This is a genomic window from Brevundimonas sp. TWP2-3-4b1 (genome assembly GCF_049897665.1).
GTDB classification, from domain to species: domain Bacteria; phylum Pseudomonadota; class Alphaproteobacteria; order Caulobacterales; family Caulobacteraceae; genus Brevundimonas; species Brevundimonas subvibrioides_B.
Genome location: NZ_JAFCWQ010000012.1, coordinates 1 through 16152 on the forward strand (window position 1 = coordinate 1; position 16152 = coordinate 16152).

The 16152-nt window shown below is 62.2% G+C and carries 13 protein-coding genes; 9 read left to right on the forward strand and 4 right to left on the reverse strand.

Annotation, left to right across the window (positions count from 1 at the left end; all coding sequences use genetic code 11):
* Positions 1-441: 441 nt before the first annotated feature.
* Positions 442-1617: a UDP-N-acetylglucosamine 2-epimerase gene (neuC, locus tag ACP7A5_RS10465; protein ID WP_426041870.1), complete on the forward strand. Its 1176-nt coding sequence runs from the start codon at positions 442-444 to the stop codon at positions 1615-1617.
* On the opposite strand, the gene ACP7A5_RS10470 is transcribed toward neuC, so the two are convergent.
* Positions 1614-2327 carry a cytidylyltransferase domain-containing protein gene (locus ACP7A5_RS10470; RefSeq protein ID WP_426041871.1) on the reverse strand — a complete coding sequence of 238 codons (714 nt, stop codon included), beginning with the start codon at positions 2325-2327 and terminating at the stop codon, positions 1614-1616. The genes neuC and ACP7A5_RS10470 overlap by 4 nt on opposite strands.
* Positions 2328-2431: 104 nt before the next feature.
* Here ACP7A5_RS10470 and ACP7A5_RS10475 point away from each other — a divergent pair, with 104 nt between their 5' ends.
* From ACP7A5_RS10475 to ACP7A5_RS10500, 6 genes are all read left to right on the forward strand, one after another.
* On the forward strand, positions 2432-3436 hold the full coding sequence (locus ACP7A5_RS10475; protein WP_426041872.1) for a GDP-mannose 4,6-dehydratase: 1005 nt from the start codon (positions 2432-2434) through the stop codon (positions 3434-3436).
* Entirely contained in the window at positions 3433-4494 is a 1062-nt protein-coding gene (locus ACP7A5_RS10480) for a nucleotidyltransferase family protein (RefSeq protein WP_426041873.1), read from the forward strand. The genes ACP7A5_RS10475 and ACP7A5_RS10480 overlap by 4 nt, the downstream gene beginning before the upstream one ends.
* Positions 4495-4633: 139 nt before the next feature.
* Positions 4634-5410, forward strand: a complete 777-nt coding sequence (locus ACP7A5_RS10485) for an ABC transporter permease (protein ID WP_426041874.1) — start codon at positions 4634-4636, stop codon at positions 5408-5410.
* 40 nt (positions 5411-5450) lie between these two features.
* Positions 5451-6614, forward strand: a complete 1164-nt coding sequence (locus tag ACP7A5_RS10490) for a chain-length determining protein (RefSeq protein WP_426041875.1) — start codon at positions 5451-5453, stop codon at positions 6612-6614.
* 1 nt (position 6615) lies between these two features.
* A complete protein-coding gene (locus tag ACP7A5_RS10495) occupies positions 6616-7287 on the forward strand; it encodes an ABC transporter ATP-binding protein (protein WP_426041876.1) in 672 nt (223 codons plus the stop codon).
* Positions 7284-8216, forward strand: coding sequence for a hypothetical protein (locus ACP7A5_RS10500; protein ID WP_426041877.1), 933 nt, complete (start codon positions 7284-7286; stop codon positions 8214-8216). Before ACP7A5_RS10495 ends, ACP7A5_RS10500 begins: the two co-directional genes overlap by 4 nt.
* Positions 8217-8235: 19 nt before the next feature.
* Here the strand turns inward: ACP7A5_RS10500 and ACP7A5_RS10505 are convergent, their stop codons facing one another.
* The gene (locus tag ACP7A5_RS10505) at positions 8236-9297 is read right to left on the reverse strand and encodes a class I SAM-dependent methyltransferase (RefSeq protein WP_426041878.1); all 1062 of its coding nucleotides are present in this window, start codon (positions 9295-9297) and stop codon (positions 8236-8238) included.
* 243 nt (positions 9298-9540) lie between these two features.
* On the opposite strand from ACP7A5_RS10505, the gene gmd reads away from it, so the two are divergent.
* Positions 9541-10524 (forward strand): GDP-mannose 4,6-dehydratase, encoded by a 984-nt coding sequence (gene gmd, locus ACP7A5_RS10510; protein WP_426041879.1) that lies wholly within the window; start codon positions 9541-9543, stop codon positions 10522-10524.
* Positions 10525-10529: 5 nt separating this feature from the next.
* Positions 10530-11474, forward strand: coding sequence for an NAD-dependent epimerase/dehydratase family protein (locus tag ACP7A5_RS10515; RefSeq protein WP_426041880.1), 945 nt, complete (start codon positions 10530-10532; stop codon positions 11472-11474).
* 4 nt (positions 11475-11478) lie between these two features.
* Here the strand turns inward: ACP7A5_RS10515 and ACP7A5_RS10520 are convergent, their stop codons facing one another.
* A complete protein-coding gene (locus ACP7A5_RS10520) occupies positions 11479-13269 on the reverse strand; it encodes a glycosyltransferase family 2 protein (RefSeq protein ID WP_426041881.1) in 1791 nt (596 codons plus the stop codon).
* Positions 13266-15878 carry a rhamnan synthesis F family protein gene (locus ACP7A5_RS10525; RefSeq protein WP_426041882.1) on the reverse strand — a complete coding sequence of 871 codons (2613 nt, stop codon included), beginning with the start codon at positions 15876-15878 and terminating at the stop codon, positions 13266-13268. The genes ACP7A5_RS10520 and ACP7A5_RS10525 overlap by 4 nt, the downstream gene beginning before the upstream one ends.
* Between the last annotated feature and the right edge of the window lie 274 nt (positions 15879-16152).

The following is a 16152-nucleotide window of genomic DNA, read 5'->3' on the forward strand; positions in this document are numbered from 1 at the left end:
TTCGGCATTCCAGTTCACGCCGTTGCCGGACGCTTCCAGGTTGATGTCGTCGATCTTGTGGTAACCGGCGTCAATCGCGCCGTACCAGCCGTCCGGCTCAGCCGAAGCAGCACCAGCGGACAGGGCGAGAGCCGCCGCCGCGCTGGAAGCCAGGAACAAGGTCTTGAAACGCATGGGTGTGAGCCCTCCGCAGCCATAATTAATCATTGCGGCGGTCTCACCGCCTTCCGGGGTCATAACAGCGTTGCCGCAGGAGGTCGATAGGTTCCGAAGCAGTTCGACCGGTCAAACTGCAAGCGTGACGTTGAAGCTACAGGAGAAATCGGCGCCCCCGCTTTCACGAACATCGTTCCGCTGTCCGTTCTGGGGGCTCGATCGTCCCGCTATCTCGACGCGCCGAAGCCCGCTATGCCCGCGTGGCATGACGGGAACCATCAACGGATGATCGGGGCGAACACGGGCATAGGCGTCTTCACGGCCACGCGGGCGGAGTACGGCCTGCTGCGGCCGGTGCTCGCCGCAATGGAGGCCTCGGCGACAATTCGCCCACATCTGATTGTCGGGGGCCCCCATTTGTCGATCCGGCACGGCGCGACCCTGGCGGAAATCGAGGCCGACGGACGGCGCCCCGCCGCCCGGGTTCCGTCGCCCATGGCCGGCGATGACGGCCTGTCGGCGGCGCAGGATATGGCTGCGACCCTGTCAGGCTGCGCCGAGGCCTATGCGGCGCTGGGTCTGGAAGCCGTGCTGATCCTGGGCGACCGGACCGAGGCGCTGGCGGCGGCGGCGGCGGCGGTTCCGCTGGGGCTGCCCATCCTGCATCTGGAGGGCGGACACAGAACGGCCGGAGCGGTCGACGATGCGATCCGCCATGCGATCACCAAGCTGGCGGCCCTGCATTTCACCGCCGCCGAGCCCTATCGCCGCCGCCTGCTGCAGATGGGCGAGGCGCCCGGGCGCGTCTTCACCGTCGGCTCGACCGGCGTGGACAACCTGACCGCCTTCGGACGCAGCACGCCGGCGGAGGCCTCCGCCCTGACCGGGCTGGACCTGCCGCCCGGCTTCCTTCTCGTGACCTTTCACCCGGAGACCCTCGGAGCCCTGTCGCCGGAAAGACAGATCGAGGCCTTCGTGGGCGGCCTGGCCGGTGTCGAGGATCGCGTCATCCTGATCACCCTGCCCAACGCCGACGCGGGCGCGGAGGCGATTCGGGGGGCGATCTCCGCCTTTGCCGCCGTCCGGCCCGGCCGAATCCGGATCGCTGAATCGCTGGGCGCGCGCGGCTATGTCGCGGCCCTGACCGCCTGCGCCGCCGTCATCGGCAACTCATCGAGCGGCATGATGGAGGCGCCGGCCGCAGGCGTTCCGGTCGTCAACGTGGGCGACCGCCAGGCAGGACGGCTGCGCACGCCGGGCATCATCGACTGTCCGCTCGAGGCTGAAGCCATAGCCGGGGCGATCGCCCGGGCCCTGTCGCCCGCCTTCCAGTCCATGGCGCGAAGCCAGCCCGCCCTGTTCGGCGACGGCCACGCTGGAGAACGGATCGTCTCGATTCTGGAAGCGACGGACCTGAGGGGGTTGGCGAGGAAGCCCTTCGTCGACCTCGACTGGACCTAGCGCCTTACGCTGTCCAGAGGCCCGGCCGCCTCGCCCCGCACATGGGGCCACAGCGCCTCGCAGACGGCGAAGTCGAAAGCGGTGTCTACGTCCCAGCCCCGCTCGGGCGGCATCAGATGCGCCAGGGTGTCCGGACCGACGAAGGTGCGCCGCTCCAACAACGATTCCGGCCGTCCGACATAGACGGCGCCATTGACCACCACCGGCTCGTCGGGTCGCGGTGCGTCCGGACAGAAGAGGCGGCCTTCGGTCACCCGTCCGTAGAAGGTCTGGGGTTTCAACACCGGCGAGACCCCGATCACCGCAGACGCTCCGCTGGCGTGGCAGAGCTCGACCGCCGCATCAATGTCGGCGCCAAGGCGAAGCGGCGAGGTCGGTTGCAGCAGCACGACATAGTCCCAGGACCCGCCCACCGTCTCCAGCGCATGCGCGACGGCGTCGATGACCGAGGCCTGCGGTCCCGACAGGCTGTCCGGGCGGCGGAACGGCGGCGGGAATCCCATTTCGGCCGCGACGGCGGCCACGGCCTCGTCGTCGGTGGAGACCACGACCTGATCCAGTACGCGGGATTCGCGACAGGCATCGAGGGTCCAGGCCACCATCGGCCGGCCGGCCAGCGGACGGACGTTCTTGCCCGGCAGACCCTGCGATCCGGCGCGCGCGGGAACAAGCCCCAGAACCCGTCCGGCGGATGCGCCCTCGCCGATCATGTCCGTCTCCGTGACGCGCCAGTAGCTGTCCTTTAGACTCTGATTCGGACGGTCCGGGCGCAATCACGCCGCCGGATGGCGTCCTTGCGGACGGCGGGTCTTTCGTGAACGTCGAAGCGATCATTGGCGCCCTGAAGGGCCGACCGGTCCTGGTCACCGGAGGGGGCGGCTTCATCGGCAGCCGGCTGTGCGAACGGCTGGTAGAAATCGGGGCCGAGGTCCGCGTCCTGGTCCGCTACACCTCGGACGGCGACGCCGGCTGGCTGGACCGTTCGCCGATCCGGGGCGAGATCGACGTCCGACGCGGCGACCTCGCCGATCGCGACAGTGTGCTTGACGCAGTCCGCGACCGCGAGATCGTCTTCCACCTCGGCGCCTTGATCGCCATTCCCTATTCCTACCTCGCGCCCGAGAGCTACGTCCGCACCAACATCCTCGGCACGCTGAACGTGCTGCAGACTGTGCGCGAACTGGGCGTCGCCCGCCTGATCCACACCTCGACCAGCGAGGTCTATGGCTCAGCCCAGTTCGTCCCGATGACGGAGGCCCACCCGCTGGTTGGCCAGTCGCCCTACTCCGCCTCCAAGATCGCGGCCGACAAGCTGGCCGAGAGCTACCATCGCTCGTTCGGAACGCCGGTCGTGACCCTGCGGCCGTTCAACACCTTCGGCCCTCGCCAGAGCGCGCGCGCGGTCATCCCCGCGATCGCGGTCCAGTTGCTGGCCGGACGACCGGTCCGCCTGGGCGACACCCGGCCGACGCGCGACTTCGTCTTCGTGGACGATACCGTCGACGCCTTTCTCAGGGCCGCGGCCCTGCCGGGGATCGAGGGTCTGACTGTCCATACGGGCGGTGGCCGCGAGATCGCCATCGGCGACCTGCCCGCCATGATCGCCGCCGCCGCCGGCCTGCCGGTCGAGGTCGAGGCCGATCCGAAGCGCATGCGGCCCGCCGCAAGCGAGGTCGAACGCCTGCACGCCGACGCCTCGCTGGCGAAGGAACGGCTGGGCTGGACGCCGTCTATCTCGGTCGAGGAAGGTCTGGCCCGGACGGTCGCCTTCATCCGCGACAATCCGGCGCTCTATCGTCCCTCGGAGTATGCGGTGTGACCCCCGCGGGCGACATCGCCGGGAACCTGCTGGGACCCGACGCCCCCCTGCTCGACGCCATCGCCCGGCTGGATGCAGTCCGTCGCAAGCTGATCGTCGTCGTCGACGAGGATCGCCGTCTTCTGGGCAGTGTGACCGACGGCGACATCCGGCGCGGTCTGCTCCGTCGCCTGCCGATGGATGCTCCGATCCGCGAGGTGATGAACACAGAGCCGGTCTCGCTTCAGATCGACGGTTCCGACATCGCGGCCCTGCAGCGGCTGGAGGAGCGCGGCGTGACCCTGGCGCCTCTGCTGGACCGTGCCGGTCGGGTTGTCGGCCTCTATCCCGACACGGTCGGCACGCCGCGCCCCCGGGACAATCTGGTGGTCATCATGGCCGGAGGTCGGGGTGTTCGTCTCGCGCCCCTGACCCAGACCTGTCCCAAGCCGATGCTGAAGGTGGCCGGACGCCCCCTGCTCGAGACCATCATCGAACGGCTGAGAGCCCAGGGTTTCGGCCGCTTCCGGCTCGCCGTGAACTACCTTGCCGAGATGATCGAGGATCATTTCGGCGACGGCGCCTCAATGGGCGTCGAGATCGAGTATCTGCGCGAGGACCATCCGCGCGGCACTGCCGGGGCCCTGTCTCTGGTGCGCGATCCCGTAACCAGCCCCATGCTGGTCATGAACGGCGACGTCCTGACGCGGATGGCCTTCGGCGGCCTGATCGACTTCCACGAGGAGCACGGCGCCCTGGCCACCCTGTGCCTGCGCGAGCACCAGTTCCAGGCCCCTCACGGCGTGGCCGAGGTGGACGGCGTGCGGATGACGGCCCTGCGCGAAAAGCCGACCTTCCGCTGGCTGGCCAACGCCGGCGTCTATTGTCTGGAGGGATCGGTCCTGTCGCGGATTCCGGCGCAGGGGCCCTATGACATGCCCGAACTGCTCGCGGGCCTCGCCTCGGACGGAAAGATGGTCGGCGCGTATCCGATCCACGAGTACTGGCTCGACATCGGCCGGCCGCCGGACTTCGAGAGCGCCCAGACAGATTTCGGAGCGGTGTTCGCCGCGGGCTGAGGCGGGCCATCAGCTCCCTTGCGCTAACCTTGGGGGCGAGTATGGTCCCGGCGAATTTCCAAGGGCCGACGGCGCTGCCGAAATCTCCCGCAAGGCTATCGCGCATGTTTTTCCCAGAGAACGTTCCGACCACCAGAATATGAAAATCACGAACATCTACCGGCATTTTCGGATCGTCGGGGCGTTGCTGATGCGCGAGCTGACAACGCGTTTCGGCCGCGAAGGCCTGGGCTTCGCTTGGGTCATCGGTGAGCCTCTTCTGTTCTGCTTTGGAGTGCTTATCCTCTGGACACTACTTAAGCCGGAGTATGAACACGGCATCCGCCTCGGCCCGTTCGTCATGACCGGGTACATGTCCATACTTCTGTTGAGACACCAGGTCAGCTTCTCGATGTCGGCGCTGCAGGCGAATATCGGGCTGTTGCACCATCGCCAAGTCCACGTTCTTCATCTCTACATCGCGCGAAATCTCCTGGAGTTCTTCGGATCGACAGCAGCATTCATTGCCGTCTATGCGATTCTGTTCGTTCTCGGCCAGGTCGGGTTGCCAAAGGACGTTCTACTTCTCTACGGCGGCTGGTTGATTTTGGCGTGGATGGGAATGGGCATTGCTCTCGTCTTTGCAGGGCTATCCCTCCGATTTGAAATCATGGAGCGGCTGGTCCCGGTTCTCACCTATGCCATGGTGCCTGTTTCTGGATCGTTTTTCATGGTCGCCTGGTTGCCTGCGGACGTCCGCGACATCTACCTGACCATTCCGATTCCTCATGGCATCGAGATGGTTCGAGCCGGGGTGTTCGGCGAGTTCGTGAAAACATACTATGACCCCGCCTACGCGATCATGTGGGGCGGCATATTAAACATGCTTGGCTTGGTTCTAATTGCCGGAGCCAAGGACCGTATCGATATCGAATGACGCCGCAGGACCCGTTGCCTATCCAACGCTCGAGAACCAGATGACCACGCCCGAACTCAACTATGTCGGACCTATCCCAAAGGCGCTGACGTTCAACCCAGAACGACCCGTTTGGTGGAAGCGGGTGCCTTGGCCCTTCATTGTCATTGTGGTGCTGCCAACCATCGTGGCGATCGTCTATTTCCTTTTTATCGCCTCCCCTCGTTATGTCTCGGAAGCCCAGTTTACCGTACGGTCCGCAACCCGCTCGCAACCGTCGTCGCTGGGCGCCGCTCTTCAGGGCGTGGGTCTGTCCGTCAACTCAAGCGACGCTTTCGCCGTGCATGAATACATCAGCTCGCGCGACGCCATGCGTGAGCTGCAGAGGCGCAACGACCTGATCGACATCTTCGGATCGCGCCAAGCGGACTTCTGGACGCGCTATCCCGCATTCGGCGAAAGCCGCTCGGAGGAGGGACTTTACAAGGCATTTCAACGTTTTGTCGAGGTGGGTTACGATTCGACGACGGGCATCAGCACCTTGCGTGTCGAGGCATTCAGCGCGGCCGAGGCCCGAAATCTTACCGAAGGTTTGCTTCAGGGCGGCGAGCAGCTGATCAACCGTCTCAACGAGAGATCCGCCGACGACGCCGTAAGCTATGCAGTCTCAGCGCGGGATCAGGCTCGCGACCGACTGGCCGAGGCGCAGGCAGGCCTCACGTCGCTGCGAAACAACCAGCAGTTCATTGACCCGGAGCTCAGCGCGCGTGAGAGCTCCCAATTGATCGGGAGTCTGCGTGCGACTATCGCCACCTTGATGGCCGAGCGGTCCCAGTTAGCGAGCGAGGCGCCTTCCAGTCCCCAGCTGCCTGTGCTCGATTCACGGATCGCGTCCTACAACGCCCAAGTTGCGGCAGAGCGCTCAAAGGTTACAGGCGGGGCCGGTTCCCTCGCGTCACAAGTCGGCGTGTACGAACGTCTGACACTTAATCAGGAGCTAGCCGATCGAGAGTATGCCAACGCGAGCGCACAGCTGATCTCCGCTCAGCAGGAAGCGCGCCGACAAAAGCTGTATCTTGACCGGATTGTGAGCCCCAACATGCCCGACCGGCCCGCGCAACCGAAGCGGCTGCTGTCGATCCTAGCCGTGTTCGGTACGGCAATACTGGTTTACGGCATCGGCTGGATGGTGTGGTCCGGCGTCCGCGAACACAGGCAAGACTGAAGTGGCCGATGAAGGACCCGTCGGACTGAAGGTCACCGGTCTGACGAAGGTATATCATGGCCGAAAGGACCCGGTATTCTCCGACCTTAATTTCACTGTCGGGACAGCGGGCAGGCTCGCCATTCTGGGGCGAAACGGCCAGGGAAAGTCCACCCTGATCAAAATCCTCGGGGGCATCATGCCATATTCGGAGGGCAAGATCGAATGGCCCATGACCTCGTCATGGCCGATCGGTTTCGGCGGCGGCTTCCAGGGCAGTCTGACCGGGCTCGACAATATCCGCTTCCTGTCTCGCATCTACAGGCGAGATTTCCAGCGAACTCTTGAGAGGGTCGATAACTTCGCCGAGCTGGGATCCTCCCTGAAGCAGCCAGTGAAACACTACTCTTCCGGGATGCGGGCGCGCCTCGCCTTTGGCCTATCGCTGGCCATTGAATTTGACTGCTACCTGATCGACGAGCTCGTGGCCGTGGGCGACGCGCGGTTTCAGCAGAAGTGCATGGAAGAACTGTTCCAGCATCGCGCCGACCGCGCGTTCATTATGGCGTCCCATGACGTCTCGTTGATTGGCGCCCACTGCAGTCGAGCGCTGATAATTGAGAGCGGCAGAGCAAAAATGTTCGACGATATCGAAGAAGCGATCGAGGTTTACTCGTGGCTGAGAGTGGCGTGATCAGCAGTCTGGAAACACCGACCGGCGCTCGATGGATCGTTCTGATCCCATCCGCGAACGATGCAGGCTGGCGCGAGGCGATATCCCAGGCGGTTCAGGCGGCTGGCTGTCGTCTGATTATAGAAGGTGATCATTCTTTCGAAGAGCTCGCCGCCGACCCCGCCTGCGTATGCCTCGTCACCGATGCCGCGATGACGGCCTTGGTGCCTTCTGAACGGGTCGCCATTCTTATGCCGGATCCGTCATCCTGCGCTTCCGCCTGCGCTGCGAGGTACGACCTGACGGCACCTTATGATTTGCGCCATGCTTCAAATCTCTTGGCTAACGCCACACGGCGCGGCCTTACCCGCCAACCGTTGGCGCCCGCGGCCTTGGCCGGGGGGCATCCGATCGCCGTGTTTGACGACATCACACTGTCGCCTCCGCTCGTCGTGGCCCGTAACGCCGGCAATGTCGAAACCGCAGTCGACGCCACGCGGGATGCATTGCAAATGTATCAGGACGGCATACCTCAGCCCGGCGCCCAGGCCGTTTGGGATTCCATTCTCTTCCACTACGACCGAGCCATCGAAGCGGCGCAGGGCGGAACGACGTTTGACGTCACAGGCAAACCCCGCACCTTGGCCTATGGCCCCTACTTCACTCTGCCAGCAGGTCGGTGGCGCGCCACCATACGGTTTGCAGTCGACGACGACGCCGCCATGCGGCGATATCGGCTGGATTGGGGCGCCGGCGATGACTACGCCATGATGTTGGTGCACCCCGACGCTTCAGGGATCTACGAACTGAGCATTGATCACCGCTTCGACGGAGAGACGGGCGCGCAGATGCGTATTCTTTTGATGGAAGGCGCGTTTGCGGGTTTTCTCACATTCCACGGCGGGCACGTTGCTCTGCTGAGTGACAGCGAGACCGGAAATCTAGCCTAGCGCTCTGCCGGAAACACGATCAGTCTCCTCGTTGAACAATGATGCCGATCGATGTCGTGGCGTAACCGGCCAAGGCCAGCTTCAGATGCGGCTCGTCTAGGTAAGGGGCGACATCGACATAGCGGTCGACCTTCCCATAACCCGGGTTGAAATCGATGGGAGCAATCCTGTGGCCCTTGCTCGCCAGTCGCGCCGCAAGCGCCTCGAAATCCTGACGCCGGAAGAGAACCGTTCCACCTTCCGACAGCGTGTCGTCGTTGGAGCTAACGTTATACTCGGTCGTATGCACAGCGATCCCCCCGGGCCTGAGTGTTTCTATTGATCGCTCGATGAACGCCATGCCGAGGTCAATGGAACCCAGATGCTCAAGGGCGCAGGCGGACCAGCAGAAGTCGAAGTCGACCAGATGTTCAGGCACGGCGTTCATATCGACGGTCTCGAAGCGCACGCGAGCATCGAAAAGCTCTGGCGGGCACAGGTTGGGGCGACCAAGCGCCTGCTTGCCTGCGGCGTGTTGGGCCGATGCGGCCCAACCAGCTGTTACGGCGTCGTCGGATGCCATGTCCGTTCCAACAACCGTGCAGCCTTGCGCTGCGAAATAGGCGCTCAGAGGCTCTGCGCCGACGCCGAAACCCAGGCCGCGGCGCTCGGGCGCCAGCATGCCGCGTTCGTATAGCACCTGGCAGACGAAGACGAACTCCCAGAGCTTGCGATGATAACGTAGGGGCTCGCCCAACTGGGCAGCCCAGTAGGAGAAGTAGGGCTGCCGGAAGCTGTGCTCTTTACAGAGCCTCCCGTCGGGGAAGATGAAATCGCCGGGGGCCATATCCGGCAAAAGACCAGGCATGGTGTGCCAAAGAGCTCGATCAGGGAGCAGGAGTTGCCGCATCAGCAGCCGGTTCTGGCGCTCTAGCAGATCGAGCCGCGCGATTACCGGTGTCAGAGCCTCGGCCAGATCCCGAGTCATCGAAGTGTATTCGGGAAACGGTAACGGATTTGGAGCGGGTTCGGGCTTGGACCGCTGCAGCTTGCTGGCGATCACCTGCAGCAGGCTTTGCGGTTTTTCGTCACGCGAGGGCATACAAAACTCCGATCCACACGCACGAACGGCGTCTCGGGGGGGGCATACCGGCGGACAGAGGCCTTGACCAGACACCGCTTGCGCTGAGAGGACCAGATCAGGCGTTGTCCTGCAAATGCGTTTGGTACGGCTTCGGAAGGCGGACATTGGGCCGTGACGCGGAGGCGTTGCCGCACTATGCAGTGACTAGGGGCTCCATGAGGAGCAGAGCCGGTCATCTGGGCTGTCTAGAAAGCGGAAAACATGAGCAAACGGGCGTTGATCACCGGCATCACCGGACAAGACGGAGCCTATCTCGCCGCCTCACTTCTCGGCCGCGGTTACGAGATTTTCGGCATGGTCCGGCGCTCCAGCCACGCCGGCGTCGCTGATCATCGCCTTCGCTGGCTTGGCATCGCCGACAAAGTAACGCTTCTTGATGGAAATCTCCTGGATCTGTCTTCACAAATCCGGATCATCCAGGATGTGAAACCTGCCGAGGTCTACAATCTGGCGGCCCAGTCCTTTGTCAGTGCATCCTGGCAGCAGCCCTATCTGACCGGCGAAATCACCGCGCTGGGCGCCGCCAATATGCTGGAGGCGGTTCGGATCGTCGCGCCTGAGGCCCGCTTCTACCAAGCGTCGTCTTCAGAAATGTTTGGTCTGGTGCAGGAGCCCGTTCAGTCGGAAACCACGCCATTCTACCCGCGATCGCCCTATGCGGTAGCCAAACTCTACGCACACTGGATGACCGTGAACTATCGCGAAAGTTTCGGATTGCACGCATCCAGCGGAATCTTATTCAATCATGAATCACCCCTGCGCGGGGTCGAATTCGTGACGCGAAAAGTGACCGACGCGGCAGCCCGCATCAAGCTGGGACTGCAAAAAGAACTGCGGCTGGGCAATATCGACGCCAAGCGCGACTGGGGTCACGCGCGGGACTATGTGGAAGCTATGTGGTTGATGCTTCAGCAGGATACGCCAGACGACTATGTTGTTGCGACCGGGCGGACGACAACGGTCCGGGACATGGTGGAAATCGCGTTCGCCCACGTCGGATTAAGGATCGAAGACCACCTCGTAATCGACCCAGCCTTCCTGCGCCCGGCCGAGGTCGACCTGCTCCTCGGCAACCCGAACAAGGCGCGGGAGACCTTCGGATGGGAAGCCTCGATCAGTCTTGAAGATATGATCGTCGAAATGGTGGATGCCGACTTGAAACGAGTCGCTTCACAGGCGGCGTGATGTCTATGCGCCTGCTGGTCACCGGTGGCGGCGGGTTCGTTGCCGGACATTTTCTCAACCTGGCCGCCAAGAAGTGGGCAGGCGAGATCCTCACAACACGCTTCAATTCAGCGGGCACCACACCCGCTGGCATCGCCTCGGCTCCCCTGGACATCCGGGATCGCGAAGCAGTCCTTGAGATCGTGCACGCGTTTCGGCCGACCCATATCCTCCATCTTGCCGCGATCAGCGCACCTGGTCAGGCACAGCAAAATCCCGCCGATGCCTGGCGTGCAAACGTCCTGGGCGCACTTCACATCGCCGAGGCGGCGGTCATTTGCGGAGCGCAGCAACTCATTTTTGCCAGTTCGGCCGAAGTGTATGGACGGGCATTTCTGGCCTACCCCATCGCTGATGAGCGGGTGGAACCGGAACCCGCCTCAGTCTATGGGCGGATCAAGTATGCAGCCGAACAGGCGGTGGCTGACGTGTTGGCTGGTTCATCTTGTGCAGGCGTTGCCGTTCGCGCAGCAAACCACAGCGGGCCGGGGCAAGACGAGCGGTTCGTCACCCCGGCCTTCGCGGCCCAGGTGGCTCGCATTGAAGTAGGCGAAATCCCACCGGTCGTGGCGACCGGCGATTTGACGGCGCGTCGGGATTTCCTGGATGTAAGAGATGTGGCCCGCGGGTACCTGGCCATCCTGACCGCGCCGTCGCATCCCGGCATGACGGTGCTGAACCTCGGCTCCGGCGTAGCCAGGCCGGTTGCGGAAATCATCGACGTTCTCAAGTCGTCCAGCCGAGTCCCCTTCGACGTGGTTTTGGACCCGGACAGACTACGCCCTCAGATTATTGAGTCCGCTGCCCTGGACGCCACCCGCATCGCCGAAGTTTACGGGTGGCGGCCTGAGATCGCGTTCGAGACGATGGTGAGAGACGTGCTTATCGACTACCGAACCCGCGTCGGGTGACGTTCTACCACGCTCCAACTGCGCAGTCCGTCCGGTCCCTTGGAAGGTTGGGATTGTAGTAGGGGTCTGCGTCCACGAGATGACCCCACCGGCGCAGGAAGGCCGATTGATCGGGTTGGCTCACAGAGTGCCTTACGAGCGATGATCCCTCGAAATGATAGAGGGTCGCGAACGGCGTATAAACGATACGGTATCCCAACTCTCCGAGCCTCAGGCAGAAGTCGATGTCGTTGTAGTCGATGGCGAGATCTGGGTTAAAGCCGCCGATTTCGCGCACCAGGCTCATGCGGGTGGCCAGAACTGCGCCTGTTACCGCGGAATAATTACGCACGAGATGCGAGTATCCGCAGTAAGCAATATCGTCTTTCGGCTGGTTGTGGAAAATATGCGTGGTTGGACCATTCACACCCATCACGATGCCAGCATGCTGGATCCGATCGTTAGTATACAACAGCCGCGCGCCGACGGCGCCGATCCTTTCTCGCCTTGAATGGCTCAACAGCGCCTCGATCCAATCCTCAGAGATTACCTCGATGTCATCGTTCAGAATGATGACGTCCTCTGTTTCGACCAAGTCGAAAGCAGCGTTGATTTTCCTTGGAAAGTTGAAGGGAGGGTCAAAACTATAGGTTTTTACAGTTACACCCTTGGAGACGAGTTCTTCCTCGACATCAGGTAGCATATTGCCGTTGTCGAGCACGACGATTCGAATATTCTTGAAAGTCGATCGGGTCAAAATGCTGTCGATCGCGTGTTTGACCATAAGAATTTCACCCCGGCCCTCGACAAACTTTGAGCGACTGTCAGTCAACATCAACAGCGTCACGGGGCGGTCGGGATCAACCGGCCATTCGACGCGGAAGCTGCCTGTAAACAGGCCAGGCGAAACGGCCGCGCCGGGATCCTCAGCGCACACGACATCACGCACAGCCAGGCCGGCGTTGATCAGTGCCTGTGGCTTCGCGTCGACGACGGCGGCGGCTGATCCCGCGATCTTGCGCCAGTGGTAGAGAACCTTCGGCACATGCACGACGCGCCGCGCTCTTGCGGTGGCACGGAGAGAAAGGTCGTAGTCCTGGGCGCCCGTAAACTCGTGGCGCAAGCCTCCCAATTCAAAGAACAGGGATTTTCTGACCAGCATGAAATGCAGGATGTAGGCTACGGATGTCAGATGCTCGGGCGACCAGTCCGGCTTTAGATAGGGTTCGCTCAGTGACCCGTTCTCTTCAAGCTTATCTTCATCTGAATAGACAACGTCGGCGTCAGGATGGGCCTCGATCGCCCCGGCCATCGTCGCCAGGGCATGAGGCAGAAGCTCGTCATCGTGGTCAAGGAAGCCAACGAACTGGCCCGTTGCGAACTCAGCCGCCAGATTGGTCGCCCGCGCAATGTGCAGGTTGGCTGGGGCGCGGGTGATCTTGATCCGGGGGTCGAAGCCTCGATAGGCCTCGAGCACTCGCAAGGTCTCCTTGGCGCTGGAATGGTCGTCACAGATGCAAAGCTCCCAGCGCCCGAAGGACTGAACGAGAACCGACTTGATTGCGGCCTCGAGCACGTCCGCCGGTGTGTTATAGACGGGCATCAGGATGCTGATCTTCAACGGCGCGCCGGACGTCGACGGCAAGGCAACCACGACAGGCTTTGCCGCCGGAACCGGGCCGGCTGCAACCGCTCCGGCACCCGGTGAAACCACTACGCCACGCAGGCCGCGCGTCAGTACGGCCAAGGCTCGCTTGGGTCCATCGATACGCAAGGCCTCAAGCGCCCGGGTGAACGTTCCTGGCGTAGTCGTCATTTCGCGGCGATCTTTTTGGTTGGGGAGGTCGGTCGGGCGGCAGCCGGACCGACGGGGGTCGAAGCGAAGGTTCCGCCGGACCGCGTCCAGATATTCCTGATTTCATCATCAATGATGCTGGCGACATTGCTGACCGAGAACAGCTCTGCGACTTTCGCTTGGCCTTTCGCGCCAACCTGGGCTGCGCGTTCGCGATCTGAAAAGACAGCCAGCATGGCCTCGCGAAGGGAGTCCGGCCGCGGCTCTCCCCAGACGAATGTGCTCGGGTAAGGCTCGGCGCCCTCGCCAACCTCGACCAGATCGTGATCGACGACATAAGCGGTGTCAGGCGTCACAAAGTCACTGACGCCGCCCAGCCGCGTAGCCACGACCGGCTTTCCGGCCCGCATGGCCTCGACGACCGTCAAACCCAACCCTTCAGAACGATGGGGTGAGACATAGCAGTCGATGTTGGCGAACAAGCCTACCATCTCTTCTTCTGTCAGAAGCTCCGTCATGAAGACGACGTCGGGCCGCCGACGGCTCAGGGCGATCAACTCCTGCAGTGCCGGATCACCGGGGTCTGCATAGTTGAGTTTGATGACCAGACAGGCCCCCTGCTCGGGAGTAAAGGCATCGTCATAGGCCCGCCACAGGGCCTGGGGATTCTTGCGTCGGATCACGCTGCCGGCGTCGGCATTATAGAAGAAAATGAAGGGATCAGCCGGCAAGTTCAAAGAAGCTCTGTCATAGGAACTGACCGTGGGAGCCGCCGATATGGCCGGGCGGATTACCCGCACAGGAACCGGTGTGATGGCTTCGATCGCTCGCTTCATGAACTTGCTGGCGACCCAGAGCTCATCGAAGCGATTGATGACATTGACCCATTCGGGCTTGATCGACAGCAATTCCCAATAGAAGGCCGCGATGTTGAAGCGGCCGGGCATCAATCTGTTGAGGGGCAAGGAATCCAGCAGATTGGCGTCGTGCATCAAATCCAGATTCACATGCACGAGGTTGATTGGCTGCTCTTCGCGGGAAGGATAGGCGTGCGCCTGCATCTTCACGCGCTCAAAGCCCAACTTCCACTCCATGACGTTGAGAGGAAGACCTGTCTCCAGCAGTGCGTCCGCGTAGCCTCGCGCGCTGACGCCAAGGCCGTTAACGGCTCCAACAGGGCCGATAAGCGTAACGCCGGGACGGGCGCCCTTGGGGGCCAACCACGTCAGACGCCGGCCCTTTTTAACCAGGGGAACAGTCTCGGACAGTTGCGCGGTACGGACCGGTAGGAATTGCGCCGGTTGGAAGGTGCTAGTGAAATGAGGCGCTCTTTCGATATCGACGCCTGAGGCGACACGTTCGCCTGTAACGTCCGACAGGCCGATGCGCATGCCTTCCATCGCGACGGCGAGCCCCAGCATCCGCTCTAGCGCATGAGCCAGTTGCGCGTCACTGGAGGTATTTTCGACCTCGAGGCGGGCCTGAAAATCGTTGCCGCGCCAGCGTTTCAGTAGCGCTGGACGGAACCAGAACATTGTACCAGCAAAGAACCCCCACTCGCGGGGTATGACGGCCTCCGGATAGAGCTCACTGGCGATCTGCTTCAGAAGCGGGCCGTTCTTGGTGATGAACATCGGCCCGTCGAGATAGAAGTCCGCTGGACCCACGACGCCCAGGCTGGGATCCTCCGAAAAAGCCCTCAGCACATTCGAAACGAAAATCTGACTTCCCAGAAGACCCTCGTAGTGGAGATAGCGCCACGTTGCAGGCTCGGTCGCGCCCTTCTTGGAGTGGATCTTGCAAACGGCGTCATAGCCGCCGTCCAAAAGCTTCGGCAAAACTGCAAGAAAGCCGCCCAGATCGCGACCAGCGTTCGTTACCTCGAAAACCTGGGCTTCGGGCCGACTTTCCAGGATGCTGGCGCGCAAAGCGGGCGAGCCGATCGGGATGGTGACGAAAAGGTCAAAGTCCACAGCGATTGAGTCGAGCCGGCCATCGATCTCGGGCCAAACATCCTCATAAAAAACGTGAGCCGCTACAGCGATCCTCGCGCCCCTCCCCGCCGAAGCGACATCGAAACCCGGTCGGCCTTCGCTGTGGCCTACAGCCAGATAGTGGGCCAAGGGTTCGGAGCGAGACGCCGCAACGTCATGGTGGCTGGTCAAGTAGAAGTCCGCATCGAACATGGGATGCGGGGATTCCAGGACTTTCGATCCGTAGCGAATGTAATGGATCAGCGGATCAGATCGGCCGATCTCCGGATGCCGACTACGGTACCAATCAGTGTCGAAAAAGGGGTTGGGCGCGCGACCGTCAAGATGACCGACGCGGAGATAATGAACCAGCGGATTGATCCTGGCCCGCTTAACCAGCGGATTGCGGGCAAGATAGTAGCGCGAATGGAACCATGCGCTGGGATGGCGTCCTTCTTGTCCGCCATGCTGAAGAAAATGGTCGAGCGCCTCGTCGGCACGGCCGGTCACGTCAGAATACCGATCAAGGTAAAAGCCCGGGTCGAACAGACCGCTCGCCTCTACCAAGGTCCGATCGTCTACGAGGATGACTTCGGCGCTTGCCGGTGATGGGGAGTATCGGAAAGCATCGCTTCCCGCCAAATCGACTCGATTCATTCCGGTCTCGTAACAAGTGTAAAGTCGAAAGAGGCGTAGGTCAGGAACGAGACGCACGATTGGCACAGCGCCAAAGATAACAACCTAAAGTCGCCGGCAGACAGCTCCTCTTTCCGACTGAGTGTCGTCCATCGAGCTTCGTCCCGCCTTTGTTCTAGACCATTTTGCCGAAACATCACAAGGCTTTCGATCGATCGGGAGCGAGGTCGCGGACATCGTTGCCCCGGTGACAAAGCCAGTTATCATTGACTCGGCTACACACGGTCTTTAGGCG